Annotated in this window: 22 protein-coding genes, 1 tRNA gene, 1 riboswitch and 1 other annotated feature; of the genes, 17 read left to right on the forward strand and 6 right to left on the reverse strand. The window is 52.0% G+C overall.

Features of this window, described 5'->3' with window-relative positions; all coding sequences use genetic code 11:
- Nucleotides 1–106 precede the first annotated feature (106 nt).
- The 12 genes from NW747_RS05250 (at nucleotide 107) to NW747_RS05305 (ending at nucleotide 11,914) form a co-directional block, all read left to right on the forward strand.
- Nucleotides 107–1,564, forward strand: a complete 1,458-nt coding sequence (locus NW747_RS05250) for an amino acid permease (protein ID WP_273185658.1) — start codon at nucleotides 107–109, stop codon at nucleotides 1,562–1,564.
- 263 nt (nucleotides 1,565–1,827) lie between these two features.
- A riboswitch (cyclic di-GMP riboswitch) is annotated at nucleotides 1,828–1,903 on the forward strand.
- Nucleotides 1,904–2,012: 109 nt separating this feature from the next.
- Nucleotides 2,013–3,383: a sensor domain-containing diguanylate cyclase gene (locus tag NW747_RS05255; protein WP_273185660.1), complete on the forward strand. Its 1,371-nt coding sequence runs from the start codon at nucleotides 2,013–2,015 to the stop codon at nucleotides 3,381–3,383.
- Between the two features lie 84 nt (nucleotides 3,384–3,467).
- Nucleotides 3,468–3,678 (forward strand) — a binding site (T-box leader).
- A 124-nt stretch (nucleotides 3,679–3,802) separates the two neighbouring features.
- Entirely contained in the window at nucleotides 3,803–4,582 is a 780-nt protein-coding gene (locus NW747_RS05260) for a transporter substrate-binding domain-containing protein (RefSeq protein ID WP_273185663.1), read from the forward strand.
- Between the two features lie 30 nt (nucleotides 4,583–4,612).
- Nucleotides 4,613–5,608 carry an ABC transporter substrate-binding protein gene (locus tag NW747_RS05265; RefSeq protein WP_008860305.1) on the forward strand — a complete coding sequence of 332 codons (996 nt, stop codon included), beginning with the start codon at nucleotides 4,613–4,615 and terminating at the stop codon, nucleotides 5,606–5,608.
- Between the two features lie 215 nt (nucleotides 5,609–5,823).
- Complete coding sequence (locus NW747_RS05270) at nucleotides 5,824–6,513, forward strand: YggS family pyridoxal phosphate-dependent enzyme (RefSeq protein WP_008860306.1); 690 nt, start codon at nucleotides 5,824–5,826, stop codon at nucleotides 6,511–6,513.
- Between the two features lie 12 nt (nucleotides 6,514–6,525).
- Nucleotides 6,526–7,032 carry a cell division protein SepF gene (locus NW747_RS05275; RefSeq protein WP_273185666.1) on the forward strand — a complete coding sequence of 169 codons (507 nt, stop codon included), beginning with the start codon at nucleotides 6,526–6,528 and terminating at the stop codon, nucleotides 7,030–7,032.
- Nucleotides 7,032–7,454: a cell division protein SepF gene (gene sepF, locus NW747_RS05280; protein ID WP_273185669.1), complete on the forward strand. Its 423-nt coding sequence runs from the start codon at nucleotides 7,032–7,034 to the stop codon at nucleotides 7,452–7,454. Before NW747_RS05275 ends, sepF begins: the two co-directional genes overlap by 1 nt.
- A 2-nt stretch (nucleotides 7,455–7,456) precedes the next feature.
- Nucleotides 7,457–8,254: a pyrroline-5-carboxylate reductase gene (gene proC / locus NW747_RS05285; protein WP_273185671.1), complete on the forward strand. Its 798-nt coding sequence runs from the start codon at nucleotides 7,457–7,459 to the stop codon at nucleotides 8,252–8,254.
- Between the two features lie 161 nt (nucleotides 8,255–8,415).
- The gene (locus NW747_RS05290; RefSeq protein ID WP_273096080.1) at nucleotides 8,416–9,207 is read left to right on the forward strand and encodes a YlmH family RNA-binding protein; all 792 of its coding nucleotides are present in this window, start codon (nucleotides 8,416–8,418) and stop codon (nucleotides 9,205–9,207) included.
- A gap of 56 nt (nucleotides 9,208–9,263) precedes the next feature.
- The gene (locus tag NW747_RS05295) at nucleotides 9,264–9,983 is read left to right on the forward strand and encodes a DivIVA domain-containing protein (RefSeq protein ID WP_273185673.1); all 720 of its coding nucleotides are present in this window, start codon (nucleotides 9,264–9,266) and stop codon (nucleotides 9,981–9,983) included.
- A gap of 4 nt (nucleotides 9,984–9,987) precedes the next feature.
- The gene (gene speE / locus NW747_RS05300) at nucleotides 9,988–10,845 is read left to right on the forward strand and encodes a polyamine aminopropyltransferase (RefSeq protein ID WP_273185675.1); all 858 of its coding nucleotides are present in this window, start codon (nucleotides 9,988–9,990) and stop codon (nucleotides 10,843–10,845) included.
- A 406-nt stretch (nucleotides 10,846–11,251) separates the two neighbouring features.
- Nucleotides 11,252–11,914 (forward strand): TetR/AcrR family transcriptional regulator, encoded by a 663-nt coding sequence (locus NW747_RS05305; protein ID WP_273185678.1) that lies wholly within the window; start codon nucleotides 11,252–11,254, stop codon nucleotides 11,912–11,914.
- A 147-nt stretch (nucleotides 11,915–12,061) separates the two neighbouring features.
- Here NW747_RS05305 and NW747_RS05310 read toward each other — a convergent pair whose 3' ends face one another.
- From NW747_RS05310 to NW747_RS05320, 3 genes are all read right to left on the reverse strand, one after another.
- Entirely contained in the window at nucleotides 12,062–12,733 is a 672-nt protein-coding gene (locus NW747_RS05310) for a TetR/AcrR family transcriptional regulator (protein ID WP_273185681.1), read from the reverse strand.
- A gap of 907 nt (nucleotides 12,734–13,640) precedes the next feature.
- On the reverse strand, nucleotides 13,641–14,387 hold the full coding sequence (locus NW747_RS05315; protein ID WP_273185684.1) for a class I SAM-dependent methyltransferase: 747 nt from the start codon (nucleotides 14,385–14,387) through the stop codon (nucleotides 13,641–13,643).
- A gap of 27 nt (nucleotides 14,388–14,414) precedes the next feature.
- Complete coding sequence (locus NW747_RS05320) at nucleotides 14,415–14,570, reverse strand: hypothetical protein (RefSeq protein WP_273185686.1); 156 nt, start codon at nucleotides 14,568–14,570, stop codon at nucleotides 14,415–14,417.
- Between the two features lie 221 nt (nucleotides 14,571–14,791).
- Here NW747_RS05320 and NW747_RS05325 point away from each other — a divergent pair, with 221 nt between their 5' ends.
- Nucleotides 14,792–16,045, forward strand: a complete 1,254-nt coding sequence (locus tag NW747_RS05325; protein ID WP_273185689.1) for an argininosuccinate synthase — start codon at nucleotides 14,792–14,794, stop codon at nucleotides 16,043–16,045.
- Nucleotides 16,042–17,469 (forward strand): argininosuccinate lyase, encoded by a 1,428-nt coding sequence (gene argH / locus NW747_RS05330; protein ID WP_273185692.1) that lies wholly within the window; start codon nucleotides 16,042–16,044, stop codon nucleotides 17,467–17,469. Before NW747_RS05325 ends, argH begins: the two co-directional genes overlap by 4 nt.
- Nucleotides 17,470–17,577: 108 nt before the next feature.
- Here argH and NW747_RS05335 read toward each other — a convergent pair whose 3' ends face one another.
- The 3 genes from NW747_RS05335 to NW747_RS05345 are packed head-to-tail and all read right to left on the reverse strand — an operon-like array spanning nucleotide 17,578 to nucleotide 21,902.
- Complete coding sequence (locus tag NW747_RS05335; RefSeq protein WP_273185693.1) at nucleotides 17,578–19,950, reverse strand: transglutaminase-like domain-containing protein; 2,373 nt, start codon at nucleotides 19,948–19,950, stop codon at nucleotides 17,578–17,580.
- A complete protein-coding gene (locus NW747_RS05340) occupies nucleotides 19,947–20,960 on the reverse strand; it encodes a DUF58 domain-containing protein (RefSeq protein ID WP_273185694.1) in 1,014 nt (337 codons plus the stop codon). The genes NW747_RS05335 and NW747_RS05340 overlap by 4 nt, the downstream gene beginning before the upstream one ends.
- The gene (locus tag NW747_RS05345) at nucleotides 20,961–21,902 is read right to left on the reverse strand and encodes an AAA family ATPase (RefSeq protein ID WP_273185697.1); all 942 of its coding nucleotides are present in this window, start codon (nucleotides 21,900–21,902) and stop codon (nucleotides 20,961–20,963) included.
- A gap of 1,035 nt (nucleotides 21,903–22,937) precedes the next feature.
- Between NW747_RS05345 and NW747_RS05350 the strand changes: the two genes are divergently transcribed.
- The 3 genes from NW747_RS05350 to NW747_RS05360 all read left to right on the forward strand — a co-directional run bounded on the left by NW747_RS05350 (nucleotide 22,938) and on the right by NW747_RS05360 (nucleotide 25,501).
- Nucleotides 22,938–23,027, forward strand: a tRNA-Ser gene (locus tag NW747_RS05350).
- Between the two features lie 59 nt (nucleotides 23,028–23,086).
- Complete coding sequence (locus tag NW747_RS05355; RefSeq protein WP_008860322.1) at nucleotides 23,087–23,938, forward strand: YitT family protein; 852 nt, start codon at nucleotides 23,087–23,089, stop codon at nucleotides 23,936–23,938.
- 255 nt (nucleotides 23,939–24,193) lie between these two features.
- Nucleotides 24,194–25,501 (forward strand): MFS transporter, encoded by a 1,308-nt coding sequence (locus tag NW747_RS05360; RefSeq protein WP_008860323.1) that lies wholly within the window; start codon nucleotides 24,194–24,196, stop codon nucleotides 25,499–25,501.
- Nucleotides 25,502–25,619: the final 118 nt, after the last annotated feature.

Below are 25,619 nucleotides of genomic sequence, written 5' to 3' on the forward strand. Positions count from 1 at the left end.
ATGTACAGGGGGTCTGCGTATAAAATAAAAAAAGTAGTTCTTTTCTCCGGATCTTCCCCATGAAAGGGCGCGGATCCGGAGTTTTTGTCAGATTTGGGAGTTTCATATGGCAGAAAATAATCAGGAAATGCATGAGAACCTTGAAAGAGGGTTGAAGAACCGGCACATCCAGCTGATCGGCCTTGGCGGAGCCATCGGCGTAGGCCTGTTCCTCGGATCCGCCACAGCCATCGAACTGGCAGGGCCTTCGGTGCTTTTGACTTATATCATAGGCGGCGTTGCGATTTATTTCATTATGCGGGCCCTGGGCGAACTGTCCGTGGCCTACCCTGTATCCGGTGCCTTCAGTGCCCACGCGGCCCGTTTCCTGGGACCCAAGTGGGGCTACCTCACTGGCTGGACCTACTGGTACATGTGGATGGTTACTTGTATGGCGGAACTGACGGCCGTAGGGATTTACATGAATTTCTGGTATCCCGACCTGCCCCAATGGGTATCGGCCCTCTGTGCTCTCCTCCTGATGACGGTGGTTAATTTCATTGCCGTTTCTGCTTACGGGGAGTTTGAATTCTGGTTTGCCCTGATTAAGATCTGCACCATTATCTTTATGATTATCGGCGGTGCCGGCATGATTCTCTTCGGCATCGGCAACGGCTGGGAGCCTGTGGGGATTACGAATCTGTGGACCCACGGTGGCTTCTTCCCCAACGGCATCGGCGGCACCCTCATGGCTCTGGTCATGGTGATGTACTCCTACCTGGGTATTGAAATCATCGGCGTTACTGCCGGCGAAGCCCATGATCCGAAATCCACCATTAAGAAAGCCATTGATGAAGTGTTCTGGCGTATCCTGATTTTCTATGTACTTTCCCTCGGCGTCATCATGGCCATTTATCCCTGGGATGAAATCGGCCATCTGGGAAGCCCCTTCGTTATTACCTTTGAAAAACTGGGCATTGCAGGAGCCGCTGACATTATCAATATCGTAGTCATTACAGCGGTGCTGTCCTCCTGCAACAGCGGTATCTTCAGCTCCGGCCGCATGCTTTACAACCTGTCCCTGCAGGGGAACGCTCCCTCCTGCTTCCAGCGTCTGAACCGTCACCGCCTGCCCTGGATCGGCATCCTCTTCTCTGCGGCAGTGCTGCTTTTCTCGGTGCTCATGAATTACATCATGCCGGCCCAGGTCTTTGTGTATGTCACCAGCGTGGGATCCTTTGGGGCTCTCTTTACCTGGTTCGTCATTCTCCGGACCCAGCAGAAATTCCGAGCCACCCTTTCTGCGGAAGAAAAGAAACTTCTTACCTATAAAATGCCCTTTGCTCCCTACTCCGGCTATCTGACCATGCTCTTCCTTCTGGGAGTGGTAGTGGCTTCCGCTTTCCGCGATGATACCCGGGTAGCCCTTTATGTGACACCTGTATGGTTTGCCATCCTTCTCATCGGCTACCATTTCATTGAAAAGAATAAAAGAAAACATGAAAGAAAATCCGGCAGCTTTAAGGAAGAAGGAGAAACGGCGGAAGGCTTTGCTGCATCTCCTGCCGATGCGAGAATAAAATAAGTGGAAAACAGCTCCTCAGGGAGCTGTTTTTTTTAGAAAGGGAAAGTATAGGGCCTGGTCTTTAGCAGTCTGCCAAAACTCCTGCCAAAGGAGACTCTTGCAAGCCCTGGCCCATCTTTAAAGGCTTCTGCAGCCTGAGAGCAGTATCCTTTCTTTTTTATCATTCTTCTATTATTCTTGTTTATACATTCGATTTTTCTTGAAAACATCTGCTGAATTCTGTTATAATAAATCAATGATAATTTTATAAGCATAATACTTTATGGGTATAAAGGCAAAGCAGGTGAAAATCTGTGACGCAAAACTATAGGGCCTGTAACATGGCAGCCAGCTGCAACGAAGGAGCAATTGCAAAAAGCACTGATTCTGTTCATCAGTGCTCTCTTTGGGCGCAGTGCAGGCTGTGCCCTTTTGTGATGCTTAGCTGAGAAAGAAATGGAAGTTTGCAATGGAAGATGACAAGTTTATACCGGACCTGGATATGAATGTGCCGGTAGCCTATGCTGCTTTTGAAGTGGTAATGGATGAGGAAAAGAAAAAGGCCATAGACGCCATCTATGTATATGCAAATAAGGCGTACTGCGAAATGGTGGGGAGAGATAAGTCCGAGCTTTTGGGCCATTCTTTCCTGTCAGTCTATGACAATGCCGATGAAAAATGGTTCGACTACTGCTATGAAGCGGCAAAGGGCAGACAGGTGCGAAGCCGCATGTACAGCCGGGAAGTGGGCCACTGGCTGGAATTTGAAGTGGAACCGGCAGGGGAAGGCCGGGCTGCCTTCATCTTTATGAATGTGGACATGGACCATGTGGAAAAGATGAAACTCCGCCAGTCCAGCAATACCGACGACATTATCATCCGCCTTGCCAAAATCATGAACGGCGGGGAAAGCTATGATAAAGCGGTGAACCACATGCTGGCCGAGCTGGGGAACATTATTCATGCCGACCGCCTCTACATTCTGGAAACCGACGGAAAGAAGGCAAGCAATACCTTCGAATGGTGCCGGGAAGGAATAACACCGGAAATCGATACCCTGCAGAACCTGGACTATGATACATATCTCGGCGGATGGGAAAAATACCTGGTTCACAACACCAGTCTGGTGCTGGAGGACATCAGCGTTTTGGCCGACGATGACCCGCTGGACTATGAAAACCTGAAACGGCAGGGCATACGGAGCATTATGGATTCCCCCATTTACGACGGCGGAAAGCTTATCGGCTACATCGGCGCCGATAACTATGAAATCAGCGATGCAGTAAATACCCAGAAAATACTGGAAACCATTTCCTATTTTCTGGGAGCCCGCATGGTGAACCAGAAGCTCCTTTCCCGGCTGGACTACCTGAGCCACCGGGACATGCTGACCGGTGCGAGAAACAGAAACAGCTTCATGGAAAAGCTGGATGAACTGGAACAGCTGGACCATCCGGTGGGCATCGTATTCGGCGATGTGAACGGACTGAAAAGGGCCAATGATGAAGAGGGCCATGTGGCAGGAGACGGGCTCCTCCGGCGGGCGGCCAGGGCCATGCAGCAGTTCTGGGGCGATGCGTTTGTATACCGCGTGGGCGGAGACGAATTCGTGGCACTGCTGCCGGATATTTCCGAATGTGATTTTTACAGGAATTTTGAAGAATTTTATGATGCCATGAAGGCCAAAGAGAATATGTCCCTCGCCCTCGGCGCCCAGTGGGCCGAAAGCGGCAGCCATCTCAATGCTGCCTTCAACCAGGCAGACCGGAAAATGTATCAGGATAAGAAAAAACACTACCATCTCTGCCTCACGGAAATGGATCCGGAAAAGGTGAAATGAAAAAGTGAGCTGGCGGTCCAATCCTCCAGTCCGCTGATTGACCCTTGACAAGACCGGTCCCATTGGCTACAATGGACACATATCAAAAAAGTGCTGATGGAAAAAAGTACTCATTTTAGAAGCCAAGCAGAGAGCCGGCATTTGGTGGGAACCGGCGGCGGAGGAATGGGGAAGTTCTTTCCTGAACTGCGCGGCTGAACGTAAAAGTAGGCTGCGACGCATGCCCCCGTTACCGGGCGTAGAGTTGATCTGATGAAGATAATTTGGGTGGTACCACGGATATTCCGTCCCTTGGGTACCACCCTTTTGTGTTGATTCAGGTAAACAGGGTGGTACCGCGATGTGTCCCGTCGTCCCTTGCTTAGAAATAAGCAGGGGACTTTTGATTTTCATAAAGGAAAGCATGGGAGGATGGAAAGATGGATATGAAGAAGATGGCAGGAGCCGCTGTGCTGGCAGCAGGGCTTCTCCTGGGAGGCGCCGGCAGCGCATGGGCGGCGCACCTGGAGGATATTGCAGCCCGGGGGACTCTCCGGGTGGGTACCACCGGCGATTACAGGCCTATGTCCTATAAGGACGCTGATGGAAAGTATGAAGGCTTTGATACAGAACTGGCAGAAAAGCTGGCAGACTCCCTTCATGTGAAGGTGGAGTACGTGCCCACCGCATGGAAGACCCTTTCCGCCGATACGGCAGCAGGAAAGTTTGACCTGGCCCTCTGCGGCATTACAAGAACCTTTGACCGGGAAAGGACCCTGGCCATGTCTGATGGCTACCTTCTCTTCGGCAAGACCATTCTCTGCCGGAAGGGAGAGGAAGGAAAGTACAAGTCCCTGGCAGACCTGGACAGGCCGGAGGTGAAGGTCATGGTGAATCCGGGCGGAACCAATGAGAAATTTGCCAAGAGCCGTCTGCCTCATGCCACCCTTCTCATCCATGAGAAGAATGCGGAAATCCCTTCCCTCATAGCAGAAGGAAAGGCGGATATCATGATTACGGAAACCATGGAAGCCCGGCGGTATGTGCGCATGAATGAAAAGCTGGCGGCGCCATTGGTGGACAAGCCCTTTACCAGAAGCCGTTTCGGCGCCCTCATGGCCAAGGGAGACCAGGATTTTCTGAACTATGTGAATTTCTTCCTGGCAGAAATGGAAACTGACGGTACCATGGATGCACTGGAAGATACATACATTAAATAAAGCAGTATAGGAACAGGGGAGGACATAGAAATGAAGACATGGATGAAAATGAGCATGGCAGCAGCTTTGGCAGCAGCAGCACTGGTATATGGAGGATGCGGCGGCAGTCAGCCCAAGGGCGGCGCCGGCTCTGCTTCCGGAAAACCGATTATCGGCGTGGTGCAGATCGTGCAGCATGGATCTCTGGATCAGGCCAATAAGGGCTTCGTAGACGGCTTAAAGGAAAGGGGCTATGGCGAGGATAAGGTCACCTTTGACCAGCAGAATGCCCAGGGCGACCAGTCCAACCTGAAAACCATTGCATCCCGTTTCAAATCGGAAAAGCCGAAACTCATCTGCGCCATTGCTACTCCTGCAGCCCAGGCGGTAGCCAATGAAATCAAGGATATTCCCATCGTAGGCACTGCCATTACGGACTATACCACGGCCAAACTGGTGAAGAATGATGAAAAGCCCGGCGGCAACGTGACCGGCGTCAGCGATTTGGCTTCCATTGATGCCCAGATGGATCTGGGAAGGGCCCTGGTCCCCAATGCCAAAACGGTGGGCCTCATTTACTCCTCCAGCGAGGTGAACAGTGAAGTCCAGGCCAACATGATGAAGGATTACTGCAAAAAGAACAACCTGGCCGTAGAGGAGAGGACTGTAAACAGCGTGAACGATATCCAGCAGGTGGCGGAATCCCTGGCAGGCAAGGTGGATTTCATCTATGTACCTACCGATAACACACTGGCTTCCTCCATCCCCACCCTGATGAAGGTCACCGATGCCAATAAGATTCCGGTCATCGTGGGAGCCGACATTATGGCCAAAGACGGCGCGCTGGCCGCTCTTTCCGTAGACTACTACAAGCTGGGCGTTCAGACAGGCCACATGGCCGCTGATATCCTGGACGGAAAAATCAAGCCGGAAACTGCAGCCATCCAGCACCAGAAGGAATATACCATTGTCATCAATAAGAAGGATGCTGACATTCTGGGAATCAAGATTCCCGATGAAATTGCAAAGAAAGCACAGATGGTTTAAAACAGTCCATCAGGCAGGGGCTTTGAAAAAGGGCAGTCACTTTTTCAAAGCCCCTTTTGGCATGGGAAAATACCATTTTACCGGCCTGTACTGTTTTTAAAATCCATTTTCCTGTTTTTTCTCCTAAATAACTGTGATATAATAATCTCTAGGTATATCCATTTATCCATAGCATGGAGGATATACGAAAGATACTTGCAAAGAAGGCGGGGGCTATGTCAGAAATCAAAGAAAGATTAGCCCATGTAATGGACCGGATCGAAGCGGCCAGGAAGCGTTCTCCCTATGGACAGAAAGTGACCCTGGTGGCAGTGACAAAATTCCATCCTCTGGAGGATATGGAAGAAGCCATTCATCTGGGAGTCACCCAGGTAGGAGAAAACCGGGTCCAGGAAATGGAAGAAAAGTACAAAGCCTTGAAGCTTCCGGTCATTTGGAACCTGCAGGGACATTTACAGAAAAATAAAGTGAAAAAAGCGGTGGCCATGGCGGACCTGATTCAGTCGGCAGATTCTCTGGATATTATGAAGGAAATCGACCGGCGGGCAGGAGAAATCGGCAAGGTGCAGGATGTACTCCTGGAATTCAATATTTCCGGAGAAGAATCAAAGCACGGCCTTCCTCCACAGTCTATGAAGGAAGCCCTGGACACAGCCAAAGCCCTTTCCCATATCCGGGTCAAGGGGCTCATGTGCATGGCACCGGCCTATGAGGATGTGGAAAAGACCCGCCCCGTATTCCGGAAGGCCCACAGCATGTGGACTGACATGAAGAAAGAATTTCCTGAAGGACAGATTTCCATTCTGTCCATGGGAATGACCCATGATTTTGAAATTGCCATTGAAGAAGGAGCCAATATGGTGCGCATAGGCACTGCCATTTTTGGCGAAAGACACTACCATTGAGAGGAGAAAAAAATGAGTCTGCTTGATAAATTTAAGGATCAGTTTGTAGACAGGGATGAGGATGAAAGAGAAGAGGACATGGAAGAGGAAGCTGCACCGGTCAGCCCTTCTGCTCCCGTTCCGCCTCGTGCATCTGCGGTAAACCCTGTGAGAGGCATTGGCCGCACCGCCCAGCCCCGTCAGGCTGCCAAGCCCTACACCATGGTGGTGGTAAATCCCAAGAGCTATGGGGATGCTGAAAAAATCGGCGACCATCTGAAGGCTATGCGCCCGGTGGTGATGAACATGGAAAAAACCGATGCTGATGAAGCACAGCGGATTGTAGATTTCGTACAGGGCATCATGTATGCACTGGACGGACGGATTGACCAGATTTCCGAAAATATTTATCTCTGCGCGCCGAATAACATGAGCGTATCCCGTGAAAATTTCGCTGCCTATCAGGATCAGCAGCAGGCACCGGCAGCGCCTCAGTGGAACGCCCAGACACCTCAGGGACCTGAGGCTCCCCAGGGCTGATGTCTTTTCTTTCCCAGGGAGTGAACTGGCTGAAAAGCCAGTTTGAAGAAGCTCCTGAAGAAGACAGCTATGAGGAACAGGAACGGGACGAGGGAGAAGATGTACCGGCGGCAGGCGCGCTGCCCGCAAGGAGCATCCGGCCCCAGGAAGTGGATATCATGGTTCCCGGTTCCTACGGAGATGCCCGTCGTGCCGTGGATGCCCTGGCAAGGGGCATGACGGTTATCGTTGTTTTGAATGATAATGTGGATGATGAAGCAGCCAGCCGTTTTGTGGACTTCATGAGCGGCGCTGTCTATATGGCCCATGGAGATGTGATGCTCCTCAATGATGATGTGCTCATCTGCGTTCCGTCTACGGTGGATCTTCATGAAGACAGGCTGGCCTTTGTTTCAGGTATTCCCACCTGGAAAGGACCGTAGAAATGAAGAAGATTCTCATTTTCGGCTGCGGCGCCATGGGAGGAGCCATCCTCTCCGGCTGCCTTGCCAAAGGGCTGTGGAAAAAAGAAGAAATATATGTGAAAGAGCATTCCGAAGAAGCCTCCCGCGAAAAGGCGTCCCGCTACGGCGTTCATGCTTCCATGGACGGCAGGGAAGCCAAAGAGGCGGACCTGGTGATTCTGGCGGTGAAGCCCAATGTGGTACCCGGAGTGCTTCAGGAAATATCCCGGTATCATCCATCCCGGGTTCTTTCTATTGCGGCGGCGGTTACCCTGGAAGCCCTGGAAGGGGCCCTTCCGGAAGAGACCGAGGTGATCCGCGTCATGCCCAATACCCCTGCATCGGTGGGGGAAGGCATGGCTGCCATTGCGCCGGGAAAGAAGGCATCCCCCGATTTCATCAGGGAAGCAGAAGAGATTTTCTCCGCCCTGGGGAAGGAAGCGGTGGTGACAGAAAGGCAGCTTGACGAGCTGGGCGCCCTCTCCGGCGCCGGTCCGGGATATGCCTTCGTCATCATTGATGCCCTGGCTGATGCGGGAGTGCTCATCGGCCTTCCCCGGAAGCTGGCCATTGAAGCGGCGGCACAGACATTGTATGGAGCCGCCAAAATGGTACTGGAAACAGGGAAGCACCCGGCAGAGCTGAGAGACCAGGTCACAAGTCCCGGCGGTACCACCATTGCAGGCATTCATGCCATGGAAAGGGACGGCATCCGGGCTGCCCTCATGGATGGCGTCAAGGCATGCCTTGAAAAATCTGACGCTATGGCAGGAAAATAAGAAGGCACAGGAGCAGGGCAGATGTTCTGTTTCCCCCTGCCTCTCAATCCCGGGAGAGCACCGGCTTAAGCTGAGCCGCCTGCTCCCCATGGCATAACATACAGGAATGAAAGCGGACATGATTCAATCAGCGCTTCCCTGAAGACAGGAAAGAGGATGGAATGAAGGATAGAGAAAAAATACTTCGTTATTTTGCGGCCTCCGGTGATGAATCGAAGGACATGGCCATGCGGCTTCTGGACCTGGCGGATGCGGTAGACCGGGGACGGCCCTTTGCAGTAGGCCCGTTCATGGCCCCCTTTGCCCGGCAGATCGGCCAGACCATTGCGGCCCATATGAAGACTGTGAAATCCACAGCCTTTGGCGGCTATCATGAAGCAGAAAGGGTGCGTATCGCCTTCCAGCGAGTGGATTACGATGGCCCTGTGGACTTTTCCGAAAGCCTGCTCTCGGTGACCTGGGACGGCCGGTACCGTCTCATCGGCCATCGAGATGTACTGGGCTCCCTCATGGGCCTTGGCATCGACCGCTCTGTGACAGGAGATATCCTCATGCAGGGCGCCGGCTGCCAGATCGTGGTTGACAGTGCCATGAAGGACTGGCTCATGGACAACTTCAAAAAAGTGGCCATGGTGCCGGTGAAGGTGGAGGAAATCCCTCTCTCTGATATTCAGCCGCCCAAGCAGACCGCCAAAGAAGTGCGGGCCACAGTGGCATCCCTTCGTCTGGATGCCGTAGGAGCTGCAGGCTTCGGCATTTCCCGTTCCAAAATGGTGGCGGCCGTGGAGGACGAAAGGACGGAAGTGAACTGGCAGCCTGCCAAAAGCGCTTCCCAAACCGTAAAGGCTGGAGACATTATCAGCATCCGCGGAAGAGGCCGCATAGAAATCAAGGAAGAAACCGGCATGAGCCGGAAAGGACGCACGGGCCTTCTGATATACAGATATAAATAGAGGAGCCTGCTTTCCATACAAGGTAAACACAGACATTCCAAAGGAGACATATACATATGATTACACCAATGGATATACACAATAAAACATTTTCCCGCCAGATTCGCGGCTATGCACAGGATGAAGTAAATACATTCCTGGAAGAACTGGCCAAGGACTATGAGCGGATTTACCGGGAACATCGGGAAATGGAAGAAGAAATGGACACCATCCGGACAAAGCTCAGAAACTATGAAAAGATGGAAGCCACCATGTCCAATACCCTGGTCATGGCCCAGGAAACGGCAGACAATGTGAAGAAAAACGCTCATAAGGAAGCGGAACTTTCCATTCGGGAAGCCCAGAACGAAGCCCATAAAATCGTGGCTGATGCAGAAGCTGCCCGCCGCCGGATGAACGGGGACCTTCTCAAGACAGAAGGGGACATGAACCTTTACATTGAAAAGCTTCTCTCCAATTTCAAATCCGCTCTGGCTCTCATCGAGTCCGCCAAGGCCGTGAAAGCGCCCCAGCCTGTAGAAGACGGCACCGCGAAACCGGCACCGGCTGCCGAAGCAGCACCGGAGACAGAAGCTGCACCGGCCGCAGAGGAAGCACCGGAAGCAGACGCTCCCAAAGAAGAACCTGCCCAGGAAGCAGCGCCGGCTGCCGAAGAGACAGAAGAAGTAAAAGAACCCGCTGCCGGCGGCAACCTCTTTGACCAGGCCGCTGCTACTGCCAAAGGAACGGAAGAGAAAGCAGAAGATCCGGCAGCGCAGGAAGAAAATAAGGAATAAACCGATGGAAGAAAAAAAATACGTCACCGAATGGGCCAATGAAAACCTGGGCCTCACATTGAAAATCACAAACATGGTGCATGAGGAACAGACACCATTCCAGCATATCGAAATCGCAGACACCCTGGAATACGGCAGGCTCCTGATTCTGGACGGCGTATTTCAGACCTCAGTGAAGGATGAATGGACCTACCATGAAATGATTTCCCACGTGCCCCTCATGCTGCACCCCCATCCGGAAAGGGTGCTCATTATCGGCGGCGGCGACGGCGGCGTGGCCCGGGAAGTGTGCCGCCACCACTGCGTCACCCATGTGGACCTCTGCGATATTGACGGCCGGGTCATAGAACTGTCCAAGGAGTATTTCCCCACCATTTCAAAGGTCCTTAGAAATCCTCCGGAAAAACTTCATGTCCACGTAGGCGACGGCATTGCCTTTGCCAGGAAGGTGAAGGACTTCTACGACGTCATCATCATTGACTGCTCCGATCCCATCGGACCGGGAGAAGGACTTTTTACCAGGGACTTCTATAAGAGCGCCTTCGCGGCCCTTCGCAAAGACGGGCTCCTTGTGCAGCAGACCGAGTCCCCCATTGTGCAGCAGTCTACGGTACACGATGTATTTGAAGCCATGAATGATGTATTCCCCATTGTGCGCATGTACTATTCCCATGTGCCCATTTACCCGGCCTGCATGCATTCCTTCATGCTGGCCTCCAAGGTGTACGATCCCCTCACGGCAAAGCCCAGGGAAGGGGCACCGGAGCCTATGAAATACTACAACCGCCACATTCAGAAGAGCTGCTTCGTTCTTCCCAATTTCATCAAAGAACTTCTGTACAAGGGACAGAAATCCTTCTGATGAAAAAAGCACTGATTTCCATGAAATCGGTGCTTTTTTGATGAGTTCCAAAGGGGTGATGCTCTCCTTTTCCTGAGGAAGGGATATTCAGCGGCTGCATTTTAGAAGGAAAAACATAGAATATTATCTTTTAGGGCATTCATTTTAGCAAAAGGGGACAAAGCTTCTACAGAAGGCTGTTTCTACATAAGGCTTATGAAATCTGATTTATTTGACCTATTGACAAATGCCAGGAAAGAAACTATACTGAAAGATAATGAAAAATGTTCTAAAATGCTATTGTTTAGAAGAATGGGAAGGGCAGAAGAAGATTTTCTTTTCTGCACCCCCGGAAGGGAATAGACGGGGAATGCCTATTTCATTGATTTTCCCGTCGGTTCATTTTTAGTATCAAAGGAGCTTTGATATGAATCAGTCACCAGTCATGGCAGAAAGAATGAGGCAGACGAAAAACAGGATTCTGCAGACAGCGAAGGATATTTTTCTGGAGCAGGGCTGCCGGCGGACCACCATCCGCCAGATTGTGGAACGCTCCGGCATTACCTCCGGCAGCATTTACAATATTTTTTCCAGCAAGGAAGAAATATTCAATACCCTGGCCGCCGATGTGCTGGAAAACTGCATCCGCATGGTGCAGAAGGAAGCGGGCGGTGAATCGCCGCTCTATCAGTATGCGGCAGTGCTTCTGGTGGAAATGGAAGCCATTGCCCGGGATGAACGGGTGAGGGAGCTGTATCAGGAGGCCTATACATCACCGGCCATGTTTGAAGCGGCGGTGAATCGTCATGTGCGCCTGGAAATGAAAATTTTCGGCGAATCTTACGGGAAGCTCTTCAAGGAAGATGAGATCCTTGCCCGGAACTACATGGTGAAGGGGGCCATGGGCGGCTTCATCAATTCCTTCTATTTCAAGGACCAGCCCCCTGTGGAAGAAGCGGAATTCCTTCTCCTTTCCCTGACCTTCAGGGTCCTGGGAAGCAAGAAAAAGGATATCCTTCCCATGCTGAAATCACTGGACCGGAAGAGGGAGGTATGGGCTATGATGGCAAAGGATATCCTGAAAAAATAGAAAGGGGAAAGAGGTTCTGTCATGGCTGCATCCCTTGCATCCGATTTCTTTAGAGGCCGGGATGAAATCAGAATCGGCAGAAACGTGAAAAAGCGGGGCGCCAGTGAATTTTCACTGACGCCCCGCTTTTTATTTTATGTAAGGCATTTAGGCTTCCGGTGTCTCGCCAGAATGGTTCAGTACCTGGTTGGCTAGATCCAGCCAGAGTGCTTCATGCTCTTCCATGTACTGGACAAGGCGGCTTGACTCCCTTGCTTCCAGTCCCATGTTCCGGAGGATGCAGAGCACCACTTTCCGACGGATTTCAGAATAATCCAGTTTCTGGGAGAAATCGAAGGAAATGACATAGGACGATACGGCACCTTCGGAAAGAAGGATGGCTGTGGAAAGCTTGGAATTACGGGGATGTCTCCTGCCGGCCCACACTTCTTCAGCCAGAGTGGAGTGACGCTTAATCACCGTTTCCATAAGGAAGGGAGATGTATGGAAGGCACACATCAATTCCCTGACCACCGGATTCTTTTCCGTAATGTAAAGCTCCATGCCCAGAAGGCCTACCATACGGTTTTCTGCCGGCTGTCCTTCCAGTGCTTTGTCAATCTTTGCTTTGGCATTGGTCAGGAATTCATCAACCAGAGCGGAAAACAGATGTTCTTTATCCTCAAAAATATTGTAAATACTGCCGGATGTAATACCGGATTCCTGCACTATCTGACGAATGGTCGTGGTTTTATAACCCTGGGTCAGAAACAGCTTCTCTGCAGTTCTGAGAATCTGATTCCGTATACCCTTCATGTGGACTGCCCTTTTTTCGGACATAGTAATTTGTACCTCACTTTTCCCCTAAACAAAAAACGTATACACATGCATTATATATACCTAAAATGCCCCTGACTTAGTTTATTATAAAAGACATTCCACCCTATTGTCAAACGGAAAATGATTTAGAGATTGACGGAAGAAGAGAAAAAGGGTAAAAATACGGAAGTTATGGTAAAAACATGACATGACAAGAAGATAACATTCTTTACATATTTGCCAGACCCCCTATTTTTTATAGAGGGGAAGAATGAAAAAAAGAAAGGAAATAGAAAAAAGCTCATATGCTTAAAGAGGTATGCTCTTTTAGATTTCTTTTAGTTTTAATGAAATAGTAAACACCTGTCCAGCCATAGAGGCCTGCTTTATTCTGTTTCAGGCAAAAGGAAAGGCGCAGGACTTAGGGGGATCCTGCGCCTTCATCTTCTCTCCCGGCAGGCAGGAACCAGACCGCATCTGAAATAAGGGCGTTATTTCAGTATGGCGGGACCGGTTCTATTTGGGGCAGACCGGCCGGGGGAGAATTACCTTGGAATGTGGAAACATTCCCGTTCCAAAAGTCCCTTAGGAGCGTTTAGAACGCATTTAATTATAATGCGTATATAGTACAAAAGTCAATACTATTTTTATAAATTCATGAAATATTTCCAAAAACAAACTTTAAGATTTGAAAAGTTGCGAGGCATCAAGGATTGTGAAAAGGAAGTGACTTTTTCTGTCATGCTTTTACAGTTATTCTTTGCATAAAAAGAAGGAAGCGGCAGAAAAAGGACGAAGCACCGGGCGGTGTTTCGTCCTTTTTCATGGGTGAATGATATCAAAATTCTGATAACATATGACCAAAATTAAAGAATGCAGTATAAGCAGTAAAGCCTTTTTACCATAGGTCTGGGACATGAATCCCTTTTCAGGACCGGTATTTTCTGGAGGCCCCATAGGCAGCAAGACCCAGGGCGGCAGCACTCAAGGCGGCTGCCGTCAGCTTACCGTAGGGGATGGAAGAGAGATGGAGTTTCCTTCTGGCTGTATCCAGAGGAGTCACCGGCTTTTCCGATACCACCGCCAGGGCCCCCAGCCGGGAGCGGATGGTGACATCTCTGAACCCGGCATCTTCCAGAAGTTCCTTCAAATCGCTTCTGCCATAGACCTTCATGCCGGGAATCAGTTTTTCATACATCCGGTGAAGAGGAAGGCCGCCTTTGGACTGAAGGATGAGCAGGGAAGCGCCGGGCTTCATGACCCGGAGCACTTCTTTCAGGCAGGCTTCCGGATCCTTCCAGAAATAAAAGGATTCCGCTGCCAGGACGAAGTCAAATTTCTTTTCATTGAAAGGAAGCACATCGGGAGCGCCTTCGTACACAGAGCAGCGGCCCTCCCGGATGGCCTTTTCGTTCTGGCGGTAGGCAAAGTCCACGGCCCGGAAGGAAGAATCAATGCCGGACACATGACCTTTCGGCGCTTTCTTCAAAAGACGCTCCAGGTTTTTCCCGCCGCCGCAGCCGATTTCAAGGATTTCCGCATCCTCCGGTATGGTTACCTGGGACAGCCCCCAGAGAGAAAGGGGCGTATTCCAGAGATTCGATGCCGACAGCAGGTATCCCTCGGCTTTCGGACCGGCGTGGAAGGGAAACGATTTTTTGAGTAATGTTTTCATGGTAACAGCCTCCTTTATCCAGTTTTCTTACTTATTATTATAGCTGAAAATGGAGGAGAATGACACGTCCTTTCCCCTGATCTGGAGCCGGGAAGAACGGGCCACGTGGCAGCCAAAGGGCATCACCTCGCTGAGCCGCCACAGGTTCCGCTGGGCTTTTTTCTTTTTATGTATATTCTGCATAAAAAATAAAAGAAATTTCTCTTGGCGCTGAAATAGAGAAATAATAGATAAATACTGAGAAAATCAGCATTTATAAAAAATAAAAATGCAGAAAATGTAAAAAAATCCAAATTTCCTATTGCACATTTATGCAAAGCGCTGTATAATTATCACATCTTAAGAAAAGCCCCGTGAAGGGCTTATGAAATTGTCTATATTCCACGAAGAAAGGCGGCATTCCTATGGCTGATGTAAAAAATGTAAAAAAAGTAGTTCTTGCTTATTCCGGCGGACTGGATACGTCCGTTATTATTCCCTGGCTGAAGGAAAACTATGGCTGCGAGGTCATTGCCTGCACAGTGAACCTGGGCCAGCCTGAAGATTTTGATGCCATCCACAAGAAAGCCCTGGCATCCGGTGCTTCTGTGGCAGAAACGCTGGATGTAAGGAAAGAATTTATCGAAGAATACGCTTACAAAGTGCTCCAGGCCGACGGCCGGTATGAAGGCAAGTATCTGCTGGGCACTTCCTTTGCCCGTCCCCTTATCGGCAAATGCCTGGTGGACATGGCCAAGAAGTACGGCGCTGACGCCATCTGCCACGGTGCTACAGGCAAGGGCAATGACCAGGTTCGTTTTGAACTGACCATCAAGGCCCTGGCTCCTCATATGAAGATCATTGCTCCTTGGAGAATCTGGGATATGAAGTCCAGAGAAGATGAAATGAAGTACGCTGAAGCCCATGGCGTACCGATTGATAAATACGATGAAAAGCAGACTGACGAAGAAAAGGCTGCCCAGAAATACCCCTACTCCATGGACTGGAATATGTGGCATCTGTCCCATGAAGGGGACGACCTGGAAAACCCGGCCAATGCGCCTCACAAGGATATGTACCTGGTGACCTGCGATCCCGAGGATGCTCCAGACAAGGATGAACTGGTAACCATCGAATTTGAAAAAGGCGTGCCCACCGCAGTGAACGGCAAGAAAATGGACGGCGTGGAACTGGTGAACACCCTGAATGCCATCGGTGCCAGAAACGGCATCGGCATTGATGACCTGGTAGAAAACAGACTGGTAGGCATGAAGTCCCGGGGCGTCTATGAAAATCCCTGCGGCTCCATCCTCTTCTATGCTCATACAGAACTGGAAAGACTGTGCCTGGACCGGGCGACCTTCCATTTCAAGGAAGTGGCTGCAGTGAAATATTCCGAACTGGTGTATGACGGCATGTGGTTCGCACCGCTCAGAGAAGCACTCCAGGCCTTTGCTGATAAGACTTCTGAAACTGTAACCGGCAAGGTCACCCTCCGTCTCTACAAGGGTAACATTATGTCCCACGGTGCAGAAAGCCCCTATTCCCTGTACAATGAAGAATTCGTCACCTTTGGCGAAGATGATGTATACAACCAGGCTGATGCAGAAGGTTTCATCAACCTCTTCGGCCTGCCCCTGACCATCCGGGCCCTGATGAAGGAGAAGAATGCAAAATGAGTGATATGATGTGGGGCGGACGCTTTACCAAGGCGGAGGAAAAGAATGCCCTTGATTTCAACGCATCCATTTCCTATGACTGCCGGATGTATAAAGAAGATATTGCCGGCTCCAAAGCCCATGCGAAAATGCTTGCCCGCCACGGCATCATTTCCAAAGAGGACTGTGAGAAAATCACAGAAGGCCTCTCCGCCATCAAGAAGGAAATCGATGATGGAAAGTTCCCCTTCTCTATCGAGCTGGAAGATATCCACATGAACGTGGAAAAAAGGCTGACCGATGATATCGGTGACGCCGGAGCAAGGCTTCACACCGCAAGGAGCCGGAACGACCAGTGTGCTTTGGACCTTCATATGTATATGAAAAGGCAGATAGGCCGGGTGGCGGAAAAACTGATTGCTGTGGAAGAGGCGCTGCTTGGGGCTGCCGAAAAGTACAAAGATGTGATCCTGCCCGGTTATACCCACATGCAGCGGGCCCAGCCGGTGCTCTTTGCCCATCACATGCTCTGCTACTTTGCCATGTTGGAAAGGGATTTCAAACGGCTGGAAGAATGCTATGACATGGCGGACATGTCCCCTATCGGCGCCTGCGCCCTGGCAGGCACCACCTATCCCACCAATCCTCTGGAAGAAGCGGAAGAGCTCCATTTTTCCAAGGTTTATGGAAACAGTCTGGACGCCGTGTCCGACCGGGATTACCTCCTCCAGTTTCTTTCCTTTGCCTCCATCTGTGCCATGCACCTGTCCAGGCTTTCGGAAGAATTCATTTACTGGAGCAGCAGCGAATTCCATTTCATAGAGCTCGATGATGGCTACTCCACAGGAAGCTCCATTATGCCCCAGAAGAAAAATCCGGACATGTGCGAGCTCATCCGCGGCAAAACGGGCCGTGTCTACGGAAGCCTCATGGGTCTCCTCACCGTGATGAAGGGCCTTCCCCTGGCCTATGACAAGGATATGCAGGAAGACAAGGAAGGGGTATTTGATGCCATAGATACCCTCTACTTTGCCCTGGATATTTACGCCGGCATGATCAGCACCATGACCGTCAACGGGAAGCATACCCGGGAAGTGCTGGAGCATGACTTCTCCAATGCCACCGATATGGCTGACTACCTGGCCAAGAAGGGGCTTCCCTTCCGTCAGGCCCATGCGGTAGTAGGCGGAGCAGTTCATTACTGCATCGAACATCACAAGGTGCTTCATGACCTGACTATGGAAGAATTCAAATCCATGAGCCCCCTCTTTGAGGAAGATATCCTGGAAGCACTGAAAATAGAAAACTGCGTGAAAAATCGTGAAAGCTACGGCGGCACAGGACCGAAATCCGTAGAACGCCAGAAAGCCCATGGGAAAGAAGCGGTGGCAGCTATGAAGGAAAAGGCTGCTCAGTGGAAAGAATCCATGGCCTTCCTGGGATAACAGAAGCCATAGCGCCCTGCGCTTGGTATAGACAATTTCACAGGAAAAAGCCCCTGCTTTCGCGGGGGCTTTTTCCTGTGGGGAATAGGATAACCGGGCATACCGTTCTCAGAGCTTATGGATGAAGAGGAAGCGGAGTTTTTCTTCCCAGGTCATGGAGGCTAGACATTTTTCCCGGGCTTTCACAATGAGGGAAAGGACTTCTTCTTTTTCTTCCCGGTCAAGGGGGTTTCCGGACCATCTGGCTTTCACCAGAAGATCCAGCAGATGGTCCCATCCCTGGAAGCGCTGGTCCTTTTGGAAGGCAGCCTTTCTTTCTTCATAGCTTCCCTTTTGCGGAAGGCCGGCATAGGAGGAAAGGCGGTCCATGTAGTCCAGAAGGCGGTTAAATCCTTCCTTCCCGGAGGTTCCGTTTTTGAAAATCCGGCTCACTTCTATCAGACGGAAAACAAGGAAGCCTGCCAGAAGGAGAGGGATCAGGAGAAGGAGGAAAAGAATTTTCGGGAATGACTTTGCTCCTTCCACCGGGCTCTGCTGATTCAGCCGGGGAGGCTGGGGAGCAGATTCGCCCTTTGGCTGTGCCTGCGGCTGTCCCTGACTTTGCGGAGGTGATTCTTTGGGGGACTGGTCCTTCTTCGGCTGGGACCGGCTGGTTTTATCCTTTTCGTCTACCGGAGCATCAGGGGCGCCGGTGTCATTTTTCTGCCTGTCTGCCGGAAGGGGGAAGGGGTTTTCACTGCCTTCATAGCCCGGCGTCATTTCCACCGGCCGCCAGCCCAGTCCGTCTACATAGACCTCAGCCCAGGCATGGGCGTGGTGGTCATTGATGGACAGGCGGTGAAGGCCGCCTTCGGAAAGGGGAGCGTCTTTGATTTCATCAGCTCCCACTGTGAGGCCTGCGGCGTAACGGGCAGGAATGCCGCTGGCCCGAAGAAGCATGACGGCGGCGGAAGCAAAGGAGGTGCAGTAGCCTTTTTTGCTTTCTGTCAGGAAATAGGTAATGAAATCTTTTCCTGCCGGTGTCTTTCCGGGGCTTCTGGTATAACTGTAATTTTCAGCAAGGAAACGGCGGATATCCTCGACCCGCTGCCGCTTTTCCGAAAGGCTTCGGGCCGGAGGAATGGGTCCCAGGGCGGCAAGCCCCTCTTTTACGGAATCCGGAATGTCCAGATAATGGTCATAAACGAAGCGGCGGTATTCCTTCTCGGCGCCCAGATAGGTGCGGAAATAGGGGTCGCTGCTGTTTTCTTCCTCCATCATGGAGAGAAGGGCACCGGCAGGCAGGTTCCACAGGTAGGTGCTGTAGGCCTTGCCTTCCCGGCTCATGGGAGAGCGGTCATAGGCAAAGAGGGGAGCGCCGAAGCTGGTATCGTAGGGAAGAAGGAAGAAAGGCGTCTTTTCATACACGGCGTCTACATTGAAATCCTTTTTCAGGCCTTCCACCGATTCGTCATCTTTCATGTAGTTGGAAAGGCTCTGGGAAAGGGCAGGGCTTCGGGCAATGACTTCCATGAGCCAGGCCCCCTGGTCGTACCATTCGCCCTGATTCTTTTCAAATAAATGCGCAACCCTTTCATACCGGCCATCGGGCAGGTCTTTCCACTGATTGCTGCCGTAGTCTCCGCCGGTCCAGCTGCGAAGGTAAAGGCGGTGCGGCTGGTCTGCCGCTTCGATATCCGCAATGATGCGGCCGGAGTAGCGGATGCCTTTCACATTGCCCAGCTTCTGCCTTCCGGCGCTGCCCTTCATCATGCCGGTGTAGGCATTACCGGCATGGAAGATGGGATCGTAGGGGTCAACGAAGGATACGATTTCTTCCTGGAGTTTGGAAAAGAGGGCGGGCTGTTCATAGCGGCTCTCCGGAATTACAAAGGAAAGGACAAGGCCCATGAGAAGAGCCGCCAGGAATGCGGGGATTTCCGGATGGGTAAGGGTGTTTCCCTTCAGCCGGGCAGGCAGGGAAATCATGAAGGCCCCGGCGAGGGCTAGAGCAAGGGGCGGCGGATTGATGCCGAAGTAGAATCCCAGAAGCAGAATGGCGAGGGAAAGAAGGGAAGATAAGACAGCGCCGGTTTTGGAAAGGAAGGCGCTGAGGAAAAACCAGGAAAGGAAGAGAACCATATACACTTCCGCCGCCAGAGGAGATGCTCCCTCGGGCAGGCGGGGAAGTGCCAGGTCCACATCATAGGGCTCCTTCAGGGTGGTGAAGAGGGGAACGGAAAAGGCGGTGAAACTGTCTTTCAAAGTGGAATGGAAAAGGATGAGCACGGCTGCCAGGCAGGCAAAGAGAAGGGCCGTCAGCGGGAACCGCTTCTTTTCCGGCAGGGCGGCAAGAAGGAAACTCCCGGCCAGTACCAGAACAAAGGCAGCCATGGCAAACAAGAAGGTGTTTCCACCGGCATAGGAAAAGAAGAGGGAAACCGTTCCGGCGGCGCCTGAAGCGGTGACAAGGGCGGCAAAAAAGGAAACGTTTTTCATCATGCATCTCCTCCCAGCGCTTTATAAATTTCATGGCGTCCCGACAGGGCAGCCCTCTCGGCCCCCTCTTTGGCGCACCAGATGGCAGGAAAGAGTTCCGGTGGAATGGGGGGATTCGGATTTCCTGTGATATAGCAGATGGGAATATAGGGAGAAAGGCCGGAGCCCATGAGGGCGCCGGTCCGTCCTGCCCGTAGGAAGCCGGACAGGGCATCCATCCATTCCTCCCTGGTGCGGATGGTGTGGGACGCAGTCCCCTTTGGGGCGGCAAAGACGAAGCGGAAAGGGATGCGGGCAGACAGCAGGGCAAGGCCGGCGGAATAGAGGGCATCCCCTACCGTATCCCGGAGCACCTCATCCTCCTCATAGTCAGCGGCCAGAACGATTCTATCACTGCCGGCGGGATAGGAATCCCGCACATATACATCATCCTTCCGGGCAGTGACCTTCCAGTTGATGAGATGGGGATTGTCTCCGGGCTTGTATTCCGTGGCACCGAAATATTCTACCTCCTCGCTGCCGGCTATGCGGCGCAGGGCAGCCAGGGCATCATGGAAGGTGCCAGCCTGCTTTGGATACACCAGGATGGGAGACGCCGGGAGCTCTCTTTGAAAATGGAAAAGGCCGAAGGGGTCTTTCCAGGAAAAGGTGATTTTTCCCAGAGAAAGGCGGCCGCAGTGGACCATGGACCGGGTGAAATAAAAGACAAGCCCTTCCTTTTCTTCCTCATAGGCCTCATAGGGGGAGCCGGAAAGACGTATTTCCGGCGAAGACAGGAAAGGAAGAAAAGGACTTTTCAGGGAAACGGCAATGTCCGCCTCTTTTCCCCGTTCTACGCGGCTGGGAGCCTCACAGGCGAAGGAAACGCTGCGGCCTGCCTTTTTGCTGAAAAAGTAAAGGCAGAAAGGTGATAGAAGAAGCATGACTGAGAGCAGGAAGGAGTCATAGAGGTCATAAATCACCATGAGGAAAAAGGCGATGAGAAGAAGGAACACATAGTAAAAACGGCCCATTTACTCCTCCTTCAGCGATGGCAGGGGCAAGGAGGAAAGAAGGGAGGAAAGAACAGATTCCGCCGTCTTCCCTGCATACCGGGCATCGCCGGAAAGAGATATGCGGTGGCCCAGAGTATAGGGAGCCACGGCGGCCACATCATCGGGAGTGGCATAGGACCGTCCTTCCATGAGGGCATGGGCCCGGGTCATGGCAGAAAGGGCCATGGTGCCTCTGGGCGATACGCCAAGGCGGATGTCCGGATGATTTCTGGTGGCCCGGGCAATATCTACCATGTAGCCGTAAAGGCTTTCCTCCACATGAATGCGGGATACCTCCTGCCGGAGGGCCAAGAGCCCTTCGGGGGTGATGACAGAAGAAAGACCTTCGGCGGGGTTCTTCTTTTCACCGGAGAGAATGCGGATTTCATCTTCCCTTTCCGGATACCCTACGGTAATGCGGATCATGAAACGGTCCGTCTGGGATTCCGGCAGCTCCTGGGTGCCGGAGGAACCGAAGGGGTTCTGGGTGGCCATGACAATAAAAGGCTGGGGCACGGCATAGGTCTTACCGTCAACAGAAAGCCGGCCTTCCTGCATGACTTCCAGAAGAGCGGACTGGGTCTTCGGAGAAGCCCGGTTGATTTCATCGGCCAGGAAGAAATTGGTCATGGCGCTGCCCGGCATGTACCGGAAGGTGCCGGAATTTTTATCGTACATGGAAAAGCCTGTAATATCCGATGGCAGTACATCCGGCGTAAACTGCATGCGCTTGTAGTCCAGACCCAGTACATGGGTGAAAGCCACGGCAATGGTGGTCTTCCCTACGCCGGGAATGTCGTCAATCAGAATGTGGCCGCCGGCCAGAATGGCAGTCAGTATCCGGCGGAGCACTTCATCCTTGCCCAGCACCGCCTTTCCCGTTTCAGAAAGGATCGCATCAATGGTTTCTTTTGTATTCATAGGGATACCTCAATTCTTGTACATAATTAATATATTACCTATTATACCCCCTGTGGGAAGAGGTCTTGGATGCATTGGCTCATTGAGGCTCTGGTCTCCGTCGCCCCTGAGCGAAGGCGATGCAGCCTTTCTACACAACCCGCGGCGCCAGCCGAGCCCCTTTTTTATAAAATCTGCGCCCGAAGGGCGCCACCACAACCCTCGGCGCCTTATGGACAAGCCCCTATGGGGCTTGAGGGTTGACGGCCCGCTGGGCCGAAGGTTCTTAAGGGACTTAAGTTTGACGCGCCTTTGGCGCGAGGGTTGTTGTAGGGCGCCTCTAAATGATAGAAGACGCCAGTTTGTATAAAACCATACAACCGCCCTGCGGGCGAGGAAATGCATTCCCCCCTTTGGTGGCTGGCGCCACCACCTTGCCCGGTGGGAAGCATGTCACTGGATTCGCGGGTCGCGGGGCTCCCCTATGAATCCAGTTCCTTTGCCACCCCCGCAAGCGGGGGCACTATGGGTGCTTAGCAATGGAGACATGTCTCTGCAGGAAAGCATAGAGCGATTTATTCTGTCCCCCGGATGGGGTGGCAAGGGAACACGATTCGTAAGGGAGCAAAGCGACCTGAGAATCGTGTGACACGCTTTCCCGTGGAGAAAGTCCGGCGCAGCCGGATAAGGGGGAGCCGCGCAGCGGCTAATCACCAGAATGCTAATCAAGCCTTATGACACAGAAAAGCAAATCTCGTAACGCTGACTTTATAAGCATTGCCGCGAAGCGGCAATCCGCAACCCTCGGCCTGCAAGGCCGTCAAACTTAAGAACCCTTGGGCCGTAGGCCCATCCATCTTAAGAACCTTTTTCCACAACCCTTCTACACAACCTGCGGCGGAGCCGCGCCCCCTTTTTTTTACAATCTGCGCCCGAAGGGCGCCACCACAACCCCCTCTGAACCCTCTGAACCCTCTGAACCTTCTGAACCCGGGCCGCGGAGCGGCCCTATACCATTGACAACGCTCTCTTTCTCCCCTATAATAGTATCGTTATGGAAGGGTGTCCGAGCGGTTGAAGGAGGCGGTCTTGAAAACCGTTAACTTCGTGAGAGGTTCATGGGTTCGAATCCCATCCCTTCCGCCATAAAAATGAATCCGCGGCATGGACCGCGGATTTTTTGTATCATCATGGAGGCTGTGACTATGGCAGGAAGAAATATAGACCTGTTGTCTATTTTTAGAAAAATACTGGGGCTCACGGTGGGAGCGGTGATTTACTCGGCCGGACTGAACCTGTTTCTTATCCCCAACCACATCATCGACGGCGGGATTACCGGTATTTCCCTTCTGGTGCAGGCTTTGACGGGCATTCCCTTCTCCCTGCTCATTGTGATTTTGAACCTTCCTTTCTTTTACCTGGGATACCGGAGACTGGGAGCCGGGCTGGCGGCATCTTCCACCTATGCCATTGTAGTCCTTTCCCTCTGCTCCTCCTGGTTTGAACAGCTCAAGCCTGCCACTACGGACCCTTTCCTGTCCACCATTTTCGGCGGCATCATCATCGGCATCGGCGTAGGCATTGTCATTAAGAGCGGCGGCTCTACGGACGGTACGGAAATCGTGGCCATCTGGATGGATAACAGGACTTCCTTTTCCGTAGGGGAAATCATTATGTTCTTCAACTTCTTCATCCTGGGTGCTGCCGGATTTGTGTTCAGCTGGAACAGCGCCATGTATTCCCTCATTGCCTATTTCATCTGCTCCCGCATGATTGACGCTGTCTCCACCGGCCTTGATTCTTCCAAAGGCGTCTTCATCGTGACCACGGACTATGACAAAGTATCGGATGCCATTGTCCACGATATGCACAGGGCCGTTACCCGCCTCCACGGCCAGGGCGGTTTCCTGAAGGATGACAAGGATGTGCTTTACTGTGTGGTGACCCGTCTGGAAGTGACCAAGCTGAAACAGGTGGTTCACGGCATTGATCCCAATGCCTTTCTCTCGGTTTTCGATGTGCAGGAAGTTCAGGGAGGACTGGTGAAAGGGAAATAGGATGGAGTCCCTGGAGGATGACTGTCATTTAAGACGCAGGAGGGTTCAGGCGCCTTTGGCGGCTCATTTATATGCATTGCCCCGAAGCGGCCATCCATCGCCCTTTGCTCCTTTTGCATCCCGGGCCGCCAAGCGGCCTTTTTTTTATTTTTTCCCCTTTACAAATGAAGATTTCCATTATAAAATAAGACAATTTGTGCCGAAATCGGCGCAGTCAGTTTTTTATTCATTTGGAAGACCTGTTAGGGGGATACTATGTCGGAAAAATCTTTGGAAGAACTGGAGTTTGAAGAAACCGGTGTCACGCGGAAGGAACGATGGAAAATCATGTGGGCTTCCATCATCGGCTATGCCATGGACGGTCTGGATGTGCTGATCCTTTCTTTTGCCATGGCGGCCATTGTCAGTGAGTTCGGCCTGACCCTGGGAGAAGGGGGCCTCATTGCCACCTATACCCTCATCGGTACGGTGCTGGGGGGATATCTCTTCGGTATATTCGCTGACTACTTCGGCCGGGTCCATACCTTTTCCCTGACCATCATTATTTTCTCCATCTTTACGGGAGCCTGCGCCTTTGCAGACAATGTAACCCATCTGAATATTCTCCGTTTCCTGGCCGGCCTTGGCCTGGGCGGCGAATACGGCATTGGCATGACCCTTGTTTCTGAAACCTGGCCGGCTGCCAAGCGGGCCAGAGCCACTGCCGGTGTAGCCATGGGCTGGCAGGCCGGCGCCGTGCTGGCAGCTATCCTGGCGGCTGTGGTGCTTCCGGATTATGGCTGGAGAGGCCTTTTCCTGGTAGGCGTGGTACCGGCGCTCCTGGCTGCCTGGGCCCGTCATGGCATTAAAGAACCGCCTATGTGGGTGAAGCGCAAGGAAATGAAGAAGGAACTGGCTGCCAGAAAGGAAAGGGGAGAAACCCTGACGGCCGAGGAAGAAGAGCAGCTGGAGGAAGCAAAGAAGTTCCCCCTGGCCCATCTTTTCGCCAGTCCTTCCAAAACCGTAACCACCCTGTCCCTCACGGTGATGACCAGTGTACAGAATTTTGGCTACTACGGCATTATGGTGTGGCTGCCCATGATCCTGCTGAAGGAACATGGCCTTACCACGAAATCCATGTCCGGCTGGATGATTGTGACCGTTATCGGCATGATTGCCGGCATTTATGTGTTCGGCTATCTCTGCGACCGTCTGGGACGGAAGATTCCTTACCTTATTTTCTATATCTGCGCAGCGGCCATGGTTTATATTTACGTGAACCTGGGCACCCCGGTGGCCCTTCTCTTCGGCGGCGCCTTCCTGGGCTTCTTCTGCAACGGTATGATGGCAGGCTATGGTACCCTTCTTTCTGAAAACTATACCACCGATGCCCGCTCCACTGCCCAGAACTTCATCTTCAATACAGGCCGTGCCGTAGGGGGCTTTGCTCCTGCCATTATCGGCGCCCTGGCCCAGTCCCACGGCTTCAGTGCCGCCTTCGCCCTTCTGTCCTGCGTTTATGTGGCAGCAGCGGTGAATGTCCTCTTTTTCATCAAGGATACCAGGGGCACAGTGATTCGCTGATGCCTTATTTCAAAAACTGTCATGGAATGATCCCATGGCAGTTTTTTTATTGGAAGCCCTGGTGCGGTCACCTGCCGCCAAGAAGGCTGGATGAATCCATGGGTGATTCCTTTACTTA

Source organism: Dialister succinatiphilus (assembly GCF_928721695.1).
Classification (GTDB): Bacteria; Bacillota; Negativicutes; order Veillonellales; family Dialisteraceae; genus Dialister; species Dialister succinatiphilus.

Excerpts from the sequence above, each read along its gene's own strand:
- NW747_RS05250 (WP_273185658.1), top strand. The coding sequence starts at position 107 with ATGGCAGAAAATAATCAGGAAATGCATGAGAACCTTGAAAGAGGGTTG.
- NW747_RS05255 (WP_273185660.1), top strand. The coding sequence starts at position 2,013 with ATGGAAGATGACAAGTTTATACCGGACCTGGATATGAATGTGCCGGTA.
- NW747_RS05260 (WP_273185663.1), top strand. The coding sequence starts at position 3,803 with ATGGATATGAAGAAGATGGCAGGAGCCGCTGTGCTGGCAGCAGGGCTT.
- NW747_RS05265 (WP_008860305.1), top strand. The coding sequence starts at position 4,613 with ATGAAGACATGGATGAAAATGAGCATGGCAGCAGCTTTGGCAGCAGCA.
- NW747_RS05270 (WP_008860306.1), top strand. The coding sequence starts at position 5,824 with ATGTCAGAAATCAAAGAAAGATTAGCCCATGTAATGGACCGGATCGAA.
- NW747_RS05275 (WP_273185666.1), top strand. The coding sequence starts at position 6,526 with ATGAGTCTGCTTGATAAATTTAAGGATCAGTTTGTAGACAGGGATGAG.
- sepF (WP_273185669.1), top strand. The coding sequence starts at position 7,032 with ATGTCTTTTCTTTCCCAGGGAGTGAACTGGCTGAAAAGCCAGTTTGAA.
- proC (WP_273185671.1), top strand. The coding sequence starts at position 7,457 with ATGAAGAAGATTCTCATTTTCGGCTGCGGCGCCATGGGAGGAGCCATC.
- NW747_RS05290 (WP_273096080.1), top strand. The coding sequence starts at position 8,416 with ATGAAGGATAGAGAAAAAATACTTCGTTATTTTGCGGCCTCCGGTGAT.
- NW747_RS05295 (WP_273185673.1), top strand. The coding sequence starts at position 9,264 with ATGATTACACCAATGGATATACACAATAAAACATTTTCCCGCCAGATT.
- speE (WP_273185675.1), top strand. The coding sequence starts at position 9,988 with ATGGAAGAAAAAAAATACGTCACCGAATGGGCCAATGAAAACCTGGGC.
- NW747_RS05305 (WP_273185678.1), top strand. The coding sequence starts at position 11,252 with ATGAATCAGTCACCAGTCATGGCAGAAAGAATGAGGCAGACGAAAAAC.
- NW747_RS05310 (WP_273185681.1), bottom strand. The coding sequence starts at position 12,733 with ATGTCCGAAAAAAGGGCAGTCCACATGAAGGGTATACGGAATCAGATT.
- NW747_RS05315 (WP_273185684.1), bottom strand. The coding sequence starts at position 14,387 with ATGAAAACATTACTCAAAAAATCGTTTCCCTTCCACGCCGGTCCGAAA.
- NW747_RS05320 (WP_273185686.1), bottom strand. The coding sequence starts at position 14,570 with ATGCAGAATATACATAAAAAGAAAAAAGCCCAGCGGAACCTGTGGCGG.
- NW747_RS05325 (WP_273185689.1), top strand. The coding sequence starts at position 14,792 with ATGGCTGATGTAAAAAATGTAAAAAAAGTAGTTCTTGCTTATTCCGGC.
- argH (WP_273185692.1), top strand. The coding sequence starts at position 16,042 with ATGAGTGATATGATGTGGGGCGGACGCTTTACCAAGGCGGAGGAAAAG.
- NW747_RS05335 (WP_273185693.1), bottom strand. The coding sequence starts at position 19,950 with ATGATGAAAAACGTTTCCTTTTTTGCCGCCCTTGTCACCGCTTCAGGC.
- NW747_RS05340 (WP_273185694.1), bottom strand. The coding sequence starts at position 20,960 with ATGGGCCGTTTTTACTATGTGTTCCTTCTTCTCATCGCCTTTTTCCTC.
- NW747_RS05345 (WP_273185697.1), bottom strand. The coding sequence starts at position 21,902 with ATGAATACAAAAGAAACCATTGATGCGATCCTTTCTGAAACGGGAAAG.
- NW747_RS05355 (WP_008860322.1), top strand. The coding sequence starts at position 23,087 with ATGGCAGGAAGAAATATAGACCTGTTGTCTATTTTTAGAAAAATACTG.
- NW747_RS05360 (WP_008860323.1), top strand. The coding sequence starts at position 24,194 with ATGTCGGAAAAATCTTTGGAAGAACTGGAGTTTGAAGAAACCGGTGTC.